Raw genomic sequence first — 11,899 nt, 5'->3', positions numbered from 1 at the left:
CAGATACCAACATGTAGGGCCCAGATTAATGGGCCGAAGTTAACGCTTTGCCTTTGTGGCTGTTAGGGTTCCAGCGCACGTCTTACCGGCGCAAAACTGCGGCGGTGGTGCTGAGTCGCGCCTAATGCTGCCAACTTTTCCAGATGGAACGCAGTAGGGTAGCCCTTATGCTGGGCAAAACCGTACTCAGGGAATAAGCGATCCAGCTCGGTCATTTCACGATCGCGTGTCACTTTCGCCAGGATGGATGCCGCGCTGATTTCCGCTACTCGGCTATCCCCCTTGACCACTGCCTGAGAACGCATCGGTAAGGTAGGGCAGCGATTACCATCAATCAATACCATATCGGGAGTAACAGACAACCCAGCCACCGCACGCTGCATCGCCAGCATAGTGGCATGCAGAATATTCAGCCGATCAACCTCTTCCGGTTCAGCCCGCCCCAAACTCCAAGAGAGCGCCTTTGCTACGATCTCTTCGTACAATGCCTCACGGCGCTTCTCGCTGAGTTTTTTGGAATCTGCCAAACCAACGATCGGCCGAGCCGGATCGAGGATCACCGCCGCGGTCACGACCGCGCCGACCAACGGGCCGCGGCCTACTTCATCCACACCGGCAATCAGCCGCGCAACAGGGTAAATAAAGGGCTCAATCATGCTTTTGCCAGTTCCAACACAGCCTGAGCGGCCTGCTCATCGGCGCCACAGCGAATACTCTGATGCAATTCAAGGAAAGTCTGTCTCAACTGCTCGGACTGCGGGCTATCTTCCAGCAAGGGCAACAATGCTGCAGCCAGTTTATCCGGCACGCAGTCGTGTTGCAGCAGTTCGGTCACAATTTCGCGCCCTGCAAGCAGGTTTGGCAACGAAACATACGGGGTTTTCACCAATCGCTCCGCCAGCCAGTACGTAAAGGGTTTCATACGATAACCCACCACCATCGGGCATTTCGCCAGCATGCATTCCAGCGCTGCGGTACCCGAGGCCAGCAGCGCGGCATCGCTGGCGATCATGGCTTCTCGCCCTTTACCGTCCAGCAAATGCACCGTCAACTCCGGCGCCACTTCGGCCTTGATCCGCTCGAACTGCTCACGCCGCTTGGCATTCACCATAGGCACAACCACTTCCAGATCCGGATAACGAGTACGTAGCAACTGCGCTGTCTTGAGGAAATCACCGCTCAACATTTCTACTTCGGCACCACGGCTACCGGGCAACAGTGCCAGGCAATGTGCCTCAGGGGGAATCCCCAGTTCAGCACGTGCCGCCAGTTTATCCGGCTGCAGCGGCATCGTATCCGCCATGGTGTGGCCGATAAAACGGCAGGGAACGTTAAAACGATCGTAAAACGCCTTTTCGAAAGGGAGAAACGCCAACACCAGATCGGTGGCTTTACCAATTTTGAAAACGCGCTTTTGACGCCAGGCCCAGACAGACGGGCTGACATAGTGAATAGTGCGGATACCGCGCTTTTTCAGGCGGCCTTCCAGCGTGATATTGAAGTCTGGCGCATCGATACCCACAAATACGTCAGGCGCCAGCTCACTGAATCGGCGGGTAAGATCCTTGCGGATCTTCAACAGGCGTGGCAAACGCTCAAGCACCTCTACCACTCCCATTACCGCCAGCTCTTCCATTTCATACCAGGCTTCACACCCTTCGGCCTGCATCAACGGGCCAGCGACGCCGACAAAACGGGCTTCAGGATGCTGCACCTTGAGCGCGCGGATCAACCCTGCGCCAAGAATATCACCCGAGGTTTCCCCAGCAACTAATCCGATAGTCAATGGACGATTTGGCATAAATCAGCGAATAATCCCGCGAGTGGAACGGCTAAAGAAATCGAGGAACTGTTGCACGACTGGCTGTTCTTGTACCAAGGCTTCGATCTCTGCTTTAGCTTCATCGAAGGTCTTCTCGCTGCGATAAAGAATTTTGTAGGCATTACGAATTGCCTGCATTTGATCCTTATCGAAACCACGGCGTTTCAGCCCCACGGCGTTAACGCCAAACGGCGTTGCATGGTTGCCTTGCGCAATGACAAAAGGAGGTACGTCCTGCGCTACGCCAGAACAGCCACCCACCATCACATGAGCGCCAATAACGCAGAACTGATGAATGGCGGTCATACCACCAATGATAGCGTAATCGTCAATCTCTACATGGCCCGCCAGCGTTGCGTTGTTGGCAAGCACGCAAGAATTGCCGACCACACAATCATGAGCAATGTGGACATTGACCATCAGCAGGTTGTCGTTACCCACTTTAGTCAGCCCCGTGCCCTGCGCGGTACCCCGATGGATAGTCACGCTTTCACGAATGCGGTTACGATCGCCAACTTCAACACGAGTTGGTTCACCGGCATATTTCAGATCCTGATTCACTTCACCAATCGAAGCGAACTGGTAAATCTGATTATCACGGCCAATCTTAGTGATACCGTTCACCACCACGTGGGATTTCAGTACCGTACCCGCGCCGATTTCCACCTGGGAGCCGACGTAACAGAAGGGGCCAATATGCGCACCAGCACCAATAATGGCACCTTCTTCAACGATTGCGCTAGGATGGATAACGGCGGTTTTATCAATCACGGATTATGCCTCCCGGCTGCGGGCACACATCATGGTTGCTTCGCAGACAATTTTTCCGTCAACGGTCGCCACGCCTTTAAAGCGCGTAAGGCCACGGCGGGTTTTTTCGAAAGTGACTTCCATGATCATCTGATCGCCTGGCACCACAGGACGCTTAAAGCGGGCCTCATCAATACCGGCAAAATAATACAGCTCACCCGGTTCCAGTTTACCCACGCTTTTGAATGCCAGAATGCCAGTGGCCTGCGCCATCGCTTCCAGAATCAGTACGCCTGGGAAAATCGGTTTACCAGGGAAATGCCCTTGGAAAAACGGCTCATTAACAGAAACGTTTTTCACTGCTCGCAGATATTTGTGTTCTTCAAACTCCAGTACACGGTCAACCAGCAAGAATGGGTAACGGTGAGGAAGCAGTTCCAAAATTTCTGCAATATCCAGAGTATGAGTGTCAGTAGTCAAAATACTCTTCCTGTCTCTAAAAACTGATGGCATCAACAACACGGCCTGCGTTGACCCCAAAAGGAGATCATCAGGCAGGCCGCAAATTAACAACTCTTTGCGCTTTTGGCCTTCAGGCCAACGCGTTTCGTTTTGTACCCGGTGAGGCAGACAGTGGTGACTAGTCTTTTCCGACTTTTCCTTCGACAGCTTTTAAGCGCTTGCTGATCTCATCGATATTCATCACCAACGCAGCGGTTTTACGCCAAACTTTATTGGGTTGTAACGGAATACCCGAGGAGTATACCCCAGGTTCAGTGATTGGTCGCATAACCATTCCCATACCGGTGACAACTACCTTGTCGGCGATCTCCATATGGCCATTGATCACGCTGGCCCCACCAATCTGGCAATAGCGGCCAATTTTCAGGCTGCCAGCCATAATTACACCACCGGCAACGGCCGTGTTTTCACCAATCACCACGTTGTGCGCAATCTGGCATTGGTTATCAATGATAACACCATTCCCAATCAGAGTGTTATCCAACGCACCGCGATCGATAGTGGTACAAGCGCCAATTTCGACGCGATCACCGATGATCACCGTGCCCAATTGTGGGATCTTAATCCAGTTGCCACCATCAAAGGCATAGCCGAAACCATCTGCACCAATCACCGTTCCGGATTGGATCAGACAGTGCTGACCGATTTCAACTTCATGATAAATCGTAACATTTGCCCACAAACGCGTACCCGCACCAATACGTGCATGTTTGCCGATAAAACAGCCCGGGCCGATAACCACGTTATCACCCAGTTCTGCCCCGGACTCAATAACCGCATTTGCCCCAATAGCAACATTCTGCCCAAGCCGGGCATCAGGAGAAATCACCGCGCTAGGTGCAATATCTGCTGCCGGCGCCGGTGTGGTATCCATCAATTGCGCCATACGCGCATAAGTCAGATAAGGATTGTTAACCACCAATGCCGCAGAACGACAATGTGGTAAATCTGCTGCAGTCAAAACAACGGCGCTCGCCTGGCAAGAAGCTAACTGCTCTTGATAGCGGCTGTTTGACAAAAACGTGATTTGGCCAGCCTGCGCGGAATGCATGGAAGCAATGCCGGTGATGGCAATATCACCATCACCGTGCAATTGTGCATCCAACTGCTGTGCTAAATCAGCCAGTCGAATCGAAGGCATGTCGTTATTTAACCTGTTTCAGCACGTCAGCAGTAATATCTTTAGAAGTCCCTACGTAAGCAACCGCATTTGCATCGATCACTACGTCATAACCTTCTTTGCTGGCAACGGCTTTCACTGCGTCCTGAATACGACCCAGGATTTTATTACGCTCTTCCATCTGGCGGCGACGGTTATCCTGCTCAAAAGCCTGAGCTTTCTGAGAGAACTGCTCGCGCTGTGCCATCACGTCTTTTTCCATTTTGGCACGATCGCCCGCCTTCATGGTAGAACCGTCACGCTGCAACTTCTGCATTTTGGTCTGCAGATCGCGCTCCATGTTCTGGAGTTCGCTCGCACGGCCTTTAAACTCACCTTCCAGTTGTTTCGCCACAGCTTCACGTGCTGGCAACTGTTGGAAAATACTGGAAACGTTAACGACAGCGATCTTGTCTGCTGCCTGAACGCCTGCTGAAGCAGCCATTGCTAAACCGAGGCCTGCGGCACACAACCACTTTTTCACTATAAACTCCTTACCATCACCCGTTTGTGTCACACGACACTTTGAAGTACACAATCTGCCAGAGCTGCACACACCACAATGAGAATCCTCTCTCTATTGCCTTGCCGCTGCCTGGCATTTGCGATTCGTTATAACTACTTAAGCCCAGAACTGAAACCCGTTACCAGGTTTTACCAATGTTAAACTGGAACTGCTCTGACTTGTCGCCATCGTATTTCTTGATCGGATCGGCATAGGAGAACACCAACGGCCCCAACGGCGACATCCATTGCACTGCCAACCCCACAGACACGCGAATATTACTCGCTTTGCTGTAATCTGGGATATCAAACATACGTGTCTGATCGGTATTCTGCCACTTGGTATCCCATACCGTACCCGCATCCATAAACACGGAAGTACGCACCGAATTAGCATATTTCTCGCTGATAAACGGCGTTGGTGTAATCAGCTCCAGGCTGGCAACAGCCATGGCGTTACCGCCGACGGCATCGCTGGAATTACAAATAACCTGCGGCACGCTGCTGCCCGGCGCATTATTACAAGTATATGAATTTGAGTTGTAATAAACCGCTTTCGGACCAATGGTATTGGACTGGAAGCCACGCACGGTGCTTGAACCACCCGCATAGAAGTTCTCATAGAACGGCATCTCTTTGCCACCGAAACCATCGGCATAACCCACGCGACCACGGCCCAGCATCACCCAGGTCGCATCGTCGTTAATTGGCAAGTATTGCGTGCTGTCCAACGTGAACTTGTAGTACGAGTTATCGGAACCCGGAGCGACAAACTTGCCGTTAAGCGTAGTACGGTTGCCTGAGGTTGGGAAATAACCGCGGTCCAGATTGTTGTAAGTCCAGCCCACCGTCAGCGGGAAGTCGTTCGCCGCATAGCTAGCACGATTCACCAAATCTGGGTTTTCACCAACGGAGTCCAGATAACGCCACATGGCAACCTGCGGTTTCATTTGCGACAGGGAGTTATGGACATAACCCAAGCCAGCGCGCAACGAGTTGTTCTCGTTGATCGGGAAGCCCAGCGTGCCATCTACACCATAGCTGCTGTTGGTATAATCTGACAGATCGGCGTTGTTGGCCTTAAAGTCATTATAGAATACGCGCCCACCCAGGCTGACACCATCCACGGTGAAGTACGGGTTGGTGACCGACAGCTCGGCATAGGTCTGATAATCGTTCTTGGTACCGTTGATACCGACAGAATAGCCGGTACCCAGCCAGTTATCCTGCTGTACGCCGGCCTGGAAGCTGACGCCACTTTCAGTCCCGTAACCGACACCAAAGTTCAGGGTACCGGTGTTACGTTCTTTCACCTTGTAGACCACATCAACCTGATCCGGGGTACCCGGTACACGCTGCGTTTCCACATCAACGGTTTCGAAGTAACCCAAGCGATTCAGGCGATCTTTACCCTGCTCAACCTGATCGTTACCCAGCCAAGCACCTTCCATCTGGCGCATTTCGCGGCGCAGCACAGAATCTTTACTGGTATCGTTACCTTCGAATTTAATGCGGCGCACATAGAAACGGTTGCCCGCATCAATGTTGACGAGCAGCTTCACGGTCTTATCCGTGTCGTTGATTTCAGGCTGAGTTTGTACGCGCGGGTAGGCATAACCATAACGGCCAAACATCTTCTTGATGTTGTCTTCCATCTTGGTCACTTTGCTGCCGCTATACAGTTCACCCGGCTCTATTTTGGTCAACTGGGCAACTTCCGCCGAGTGCCCAGCCAGGTTGCCATTCACCACCACGCCAGAAAGCTTGTACTGATCGCCTTCAGTAATGTTGATGGTGATATAAATCCCTTTTTTGTCCGGCGTCAGGCTGACCTGCGTCGAATCAATGTTAAAACGGGCATAACCGCGATCCAGATAGAAGCTGCGCAGGATCTCAAGATCACCAGCCAGTTTTTGTTTCTGGTATTTACGATCGCCCACTACGTTCCACCATGGCACTTCATCACGCAATTGGAAGCGTGAGATCAGTTCATCGTTGGTGAAAGCATGATTGCCAACAATATTGATTTGCTGGATTGTGGCGGAAACCCCTTCAGCGAATACCAGTTTCAGATCAACACGGTTACGCGGCAGCGGCGTGACGACGGCTTTTACCGACGCGCTGTATTTACCAACGCTGTAGTAGAAGTCTTCCAACCCCTTTTCAATGCTGGATAAGGTGGTGCGGTCGAGTGCTTCACCAACCCGGACGCCAGAAGCTTCCAGATTTTGCTTGAGCATGTCATCTTTCACCGACTTGTTGCCGGAGAAAGTGATGCTGGCAATGGTAGGGCGTTCCTTAACCTGAACAATCAGCGTATCACCATCGCGCAGAACGCGAACATCCTCGAAGTTGCCAGTGGCAAACAAGGCATGGATGGTATTACTGATATCATCATCAGAGACGGTATCGCCTACGCGAACCGGCATGTTGAGTAACGCCGCACCGACGGCGACTCGTTGCAGGCCTTCGAAATGAATATCTTTCACTACGAACCCGTCTGCACCGTATACGGTGGCGCTGCCAAACAGCAGCGACGCTATGAGCAACTTTTTCATCGCCATCGTTGTTATGCGTTCTTCCTAACCTGTTCCCGCCCCTAAAGGCGAGAAAAATCATTGAAAAGTGCAAGACCCATTAACAGTATCAACAAGATCGAACCAATGCGATAACTGTAGTCCTGTACTCGCTCAGAAACTGGCCCCCCCTTCAGCTTTTCTATCGCCAGGAAGAGAAGATGCCCACCATCTAATACCGGTAATGGGAATAGGTTGATGATCCCTAGGTTGACACTAATCAACGCCAAAAACATCATATAATACACAAACCCAACCCCTGCTGACGCCCCTGCTCCCTGTGCAATGGAAATCGGGCCACTCAGGTTGTTCAACTTTACATCACCGGTAATTAATTTACCCAGCATGCTGACCGTCAGCCGCATTAGCTGCCAGGTTTTGTCCCCAGCCTGATATAACGCAGAGAACGGCCCATACTGGCGAATAGTCTTATACTCGTCAGGCAGCGGCAACACTTTCGGTATAATGCCTGCAAAACCCACTGTTTTATCTTTTCCCACCGGCTTTGTATCCGGTATCAGCGTTAAAGACAAGGGGGCACCGTTTCTTTCGATCTCTAAAACCAACGGTTTACCTGGGCCATCATGGATCCGTTTAACCAAGGTTGACCAACGCCCAAGCAGCTGACCATCAACTTTAACGATCCTGTCCCCTGTTTGTAAACCTGCCTTTTTCGCTGCAGAATCTTGTTGCACTTCTGCCAACACAGATTCGATCTGCGGACCACGCGGGATCATTCCGAGAGAACGGACAGGATCTTCTTTGTCCGGCTCAAAGCTCCAGTGGCGCAGATCCAACGTTTTGCTCACCCTCTGGGAGGAACCAAATGGCGCGACTTCCACCTCGGTTTGCGCGTCACCAATTTTGGTGACCAGCGCCAAGCGAACAGATTCCCAATCAGGCGTTTCGATACCGTCAACGGACTTAAGTTCCATGCCAGGGGAAATTTCAGCAATGGCAGCAATGGATTGTGGGGCGATTTCGCCGATGACCGGGCGGAAACTCGGCACCCCAATGATGAAGACGATCCAGTACGCCAGGATGGCAAACAGGAAATTGGCGATAGGACCCGCGCTGACAATCGCCGCGCGCTGCCAGACGGTTTTATTATTAAATGCCTGATGACGCTGTTCCGGTGCAACCGTCTCTACGCGTTCATCAAGCATTTTGACATAGCCGCCCAGGGGGATCATGGCAATGATATATTCAGTGCCCTGGCGGTCGGTACGGCGCCACAGCGCGCGGCCAAAACCAATGGAGAAACGTTCTACACGAACCCCACAGCGGCGGGCCACCCAAAAGTGCCCAAACTCATGTACGGTGATCAATACACCTAGAGCAATAACAAACGCTACCAAGTTCCAGAGCACACTGATCATATAAACCTTTCACTCCCCGCCGATGGCGGATTAAAACACTAACAGCATCAAGCAGGCAAATACGGGCACTGCTGCGGTCAAACTATCGATACGATCCAGTATCCCGCCGTGCCCCGGTATCAGATGACCACTGTCTTTGATACCTGCTTCACGCTTGAACATACTTTCAGTGAGATCGCCTAATACCGATGCCAGTGCCGCAATCACAGAACAAATCAGCAAAGTGGCCGGAACAATATTCAGCGGCGCATAGCGGCCAAACAACCACGAGATCACGGCTGAAGTCACCAGCCCGCCGATCAACCCTTCCCAGGTTTTACCCGGAGAAACTTTCGGCGCCAGTTTGTGCTTGCCAAACAGTTTACCGAACATATAGGCACCAGAATCGGCCCCCCATACCAGCAGCATCACATACAGCAACCACCAGGCACCGGTAAAAGGATTCTCTTCATACCCAAACTGGCGCAACGCCACCATGCCCCAGAAGAACGGAATAATGGTCAACAAACCGAAAACCAGTCGTAGCGGGCGTGAATTACGCCAGAGTGCGGCGGAGCCTGGGTAGAATAACACCAATAACAGAGCTCCCAGCCACCAGGCCAACGATAACCACAACGGCACATCGACCTGCCATTGATGGACGGAGTGGTGATAAGCGGGCACGCTGAGCATCATTAGCACCAGCAAAAGGCCGCATAATATCGCCAACCAGATACGTTGAGAACGCGTGGTAAAACCGGCAAGTTGCCCCCATTCCCAGGCGGCCAACATGCATACGGCCAGTGTTACCAAGGCGAAGCCGAATGGCGGCAGCAAAAACAGCGCTGCGATAACCAGCGGAATTAAAATCAGAGCAGTGATGAGACGATACTTCAGCAAAAGTTCCCCCTAAGGCGCATTAGTGCCGATAGGTGTTGTTCCCCCGAAGCGACGCTCACGTTGTGCAAATGCATTCAGCGCACCTTCAAAGACAAGTTCATCAAAATCAGGCCAGAGTACATCAGTAAAGTAAAGCTCGGCGTAAGCAATTTGCCACAACAAGAAGTTACTTATGCGATGTTCGCCACCGGTACGGATCACTAAATCCACTGGTGACAGATCGCTCATGCAGACACGTTCACTCAGCAGTTCCTCGCTGATCTGCTCCGGGTGCAACACACCTTGTTGCACTTGCTCGGCCAGATCCCTTACTCCCTGAATGATATCCCAACGGCCACCATAATTGGCGGCAATATTCAGCGTCAAGCCATCGTTATTTTCTGTCAGTTGCTCAGAGCGGCGGATACGCTCTTGTAAACGCGTGCTGAAACGGCTGATATCACCGATCACACGCAGCCTGACGTTATGTTTATGCAAACTTTTTACTTCGCTGTCCAGTGCGCGCACAAACAGCTCCATCAAAGCAGAAACTTCCTGTGCCGGGCGATTCCAGTTTTCACTGCTGAAGGCATAAAGCGTGAGTGCATCCAAATGATGACTGGCAGCAAAACTGACCGCGCGCCGTACTGACTTCACACCTGCTTTATGACCGAAGACACGTAACTTACCCTGACGTTTAGCCCATCGCCCGTTGCCATCCATAATAATAGCGACATGGCGCGGCCCTTGTGCGGACAGATTAGCTTCTTGTTGGTTTGCGGACGACATAACTCGTACTTATTCCCTCGATAGAAACATAACGGCCTTAGCGGAACATCCAGCACTAGCGCGCAAAAAAAGCCGTGTGCCTGACACAGCTTTTCAGTCTGCCCACCTTATGCCCCCAGAAAACGTCTGGAAAATATCGGCTCAGGATGCACCAATTCGGCCATTATTCAACGGTATATCCGATGATTGTGGCGCAGACTATACCATCTCCGCGAAGCTCGAACAAACGGCCCCACGGCGGCAAACGCAATTCGCAAAGAAATCAGACAATGCGCAACAGATTAAATACGCAATGCTCGGGCCACACTGCGAGCTATTTCACGTGCCTGACGATCTATTTCCAAGACCTCTTCAACACAAGAAGGTTCTTGCAGAGCCAAGCGTTCGACCACTTTCTGATTCACGGTGGCAATGTCAGTAAACCCAATCTCTTCCTGCAGGAATGCCGCCACGGCAACCTCGTTGGCCGCATTAAGCGCCGTCGTTGCTGCCTGCCCGGCATCAAAGGCTTCAATCGCCAGATACAGGCACGGATAGCGCTCACGCTCCGGCTCAGCGAAGGTCAGCGCGCCTATACGGCAAAAATCGAGCGCCGCCACTCCGGAATGAACCCGTTGTGGATAGGCCATAGCATGGGCGATCGGCGTACGCATATCTGGCGTACCCAACTGGGCCAGCACGCTCCCATCAGCATAGCGCACCATGGAGTGAATCACCGACTGCGGATGCAGAATGACCTCCATTTGCTCGGCTGACGCATTGAACAGCCAACGGGCTTCGATGTATTCCAAGCCTTTGTTCATCATGGTGGCAGAATCCACCGAAATCTTACGCCCCATCGACCAGTTAGGGTGCGCGCAAGCCTGATCCGGCGTCATCGCCGCAAACTGCTCCAGTGGCGTAGTGCGGAACGGGCCACCTGAACCAGTGAGAATAATGCGTGAGACACCGTACTCCTGCAGAGAAGAGTAACCCAACTGCCGCTGAATGCCCTCAGGCAAGCTCTGAAAAATGGCATTATGCTCGCTGTCCAACGGCAACAATTGTGCCTGACTTTGTTGCACTGCATCCATAAACAGGCGGCCACAGGTTACTAGCGACTCTTTATTCGCCAGCAGTACCTGTTTACCGGCACGGACAGCGGCCAAGGTAGGCAGTAACCCAGCGGCCCCCACGATGGCAGCCGTCACCTGATCGACGTCGCTCAGTGCGGCCAATTCACAGGCTGACTGCTCTCCCGCCAACACCTCGGTTTTCACCGCGTTTTCCGCCAAAATGGCCCGCAATTCACGCGCGGCGCTTTCATCGGCCATTGACGCATAGGCAGGGCGGAACTCTATACACTGCTGCGCCATCACCGCGACATTGCGGCCGGCGACCAAGGCTTTAATCGCGAAAAGGTCGGGATTCTCCCTGACCACGGCCAGGGTGCTGGCACCCACAGAACCCGTGGAGCCCAGAATAGTCAGTTGCTTCATGAATTTGCTCTGAATCACTGTCTGATGAGATCGGAAGTGCCCCCAGTGTGTAACCTGAGCCA

At 52.4% G+C, this 11,899-nt stretch carries 11 protein-coding genes; all 11 read right to left on the bottom strand.

Translation table 11 applies throughout. The annotated features are described in order from the left end of the window. Window positions 1-62: 62 nt before the first annotated feature. Window positions 63-656 (bottom strand): ribonuclease HII, encoded by a 594-nt coding sequence (gene rnhB, locus WG891_RS01575; protein ID WP_337261339.1) that lies wholly within the window; start codon window positions 654-656, stop codon window positions 63-65. Next, complete coding sequence (lpxB, locus tag WG891_RS01570; protein WP_337261338.1) at window positions 653-1,801, bottom strand: lipid-A-disaccharide synthase; 1,149 nt, start codon at window positions 1,799-1,801, stop codon at window positions 653-655. Before lpxB ends, rnhB begins: the two co-directional genes overlap by 4 nt. A 3-nt stretch (window positions 1,802-1,804) precedes the next feature. Next, the gene (gene lpxA, locus WG891_RS01565; RefSeq protein WP_337261337.1) at window positions 1,805-2,593 is read right to left on the bottom strand and encodes an acyl-ACP--UDP-N-acetylglucosamine O-acyltransferase; all 789 of its coding nucleotides are present in this window, start codon (window positions 2,591-2,593) and stop codon (window positions 1,805-1,807) included. Between the two features lie 3 nt (window positions 2,594-2,596). After that, window positions 2,597-3,052, bottom strand: a complete 456-nt coding sequence (fabZ, locus tag WG891_RS01560) for a 3-hydroxyacyl-ACP dehydratase FabZ (protein WP_015673553.1) — start codon at window positions 3,050-3,052, stop codon at window positions 2,597-2,599. A gap of 160 nt (window positions 3,053-3,212) precedes the next feature. After that, window positions 3,213-4,235 (bottom strand): UDP-3-O-(3-hydroxymyristoyl)glucosamine N-acyltransferase, encoded by a 1,023-nt coding sequence (gene lpxD, locus WG891_RS01555; protein ID WP_337261336.1) that lies wholly within the window; start codon window positions 4,233-4,235, stop codon window positions 3,213-3,215. Window positions 4,236-4,239: 4 nt separating this feature from the next. Next, a complete protein-coding gene (skp, locus tag WG891_RS01550; RefSeq protein WP_337261335.1) occupies window positions 4,240-4,737 on the bottom strand; it encodes a molecular chaperone Skp in 498 nt (165 codons plus the stop codon). Window positions 4,738-4,897: 160 nt separating this feature from the next. Then, window positions 4,898-7,321 (bottom strand): outer membrane protein assembly factor BamA, encoded by a 2,424-nt coding sequence (bamA, locus tag WG891_RS01545; protein WP_337261334.1) that lies wholly within the window; start codon window positions 7,319-7,321, stop codon window positions 4,898-4,900. A 35-nt stretch (window positions 7,322-7,356) separates the two neighbouring features. Beyond that, the gene (gene rseP, locus WG891_RS01540; RefSeq protein ID WP_337261333.1) at window positions 7,357-8,712 is read right to left on the bottom strand and encodes a sigma E protease regulator RseP; all 1,356 of its coding nucleotides are present in this window, start codon (window positions 8,710-8,712) and stop codon (window positions 7,357-7,359) included. A gap of 30 nt (window positions 8,713-8,742) precedes the next feature. Continuing rightward, window positions 8,743-9,591: a phosphatidate cytidylyltransferase gene (cdsA, locus tag WG891_RS01535; protein ID WP_337261332.1), complete on the bottom strand. Its 849-nt coding sequence runs from the start codon at window positions 9,589-9,591 to the stop codon at window positions 8,743-8,745. 9 nt (window positions 9,592-9,600) lie between these two features. After that, complete coding sequence (gene ispU, locus WG891_RS01530) at window positions 9,601-10,359, bottom strand: (2E,6E)-farnesyl-diphosphate-specific ditrans,polycis-undecaprenyl-diphosphate synthase (protein WP_337261331.1); 759 nt, start codon at window positions 10,357-10,359, stop codon at window positions 9,601-9,603. A gap of 281 nt (window positions 10,360-10,640) precedes the next feature. Continuing rightward, window positions 10,641-11,837 carry a 1-deoxy-D-xylulose-5-phosphate reductoisomerase gene (ispC, locus tag WG891_RS01525; RefSeq protein WP_337261330.1) on the bottom strand — a complete coding sequence of 399 codons (1,197 nt, stop codon included), beginning with the start codon at window positions 11,835-11,837 and terminating at the stop codon, window positions 10,641-10,643. Between the last annotated feature and the right edge of the window lie 62 nt (window positions 11,838-11,899).

Source organism: Serratia sp. MMO-28, assembly GCF_037199905.1.
Taxonomy (GTDB): domain Bacteria; phylum Pseudomonadota; class Gammaproteobacteria; order Enterobacterales; family Enterobacteriaceae; genus Chania; species Chania oryzae.
Note: the sequence above shows the minus strand (reverse complement) of the source record. Positions and strands in the feature narration are given on the sequence as shown.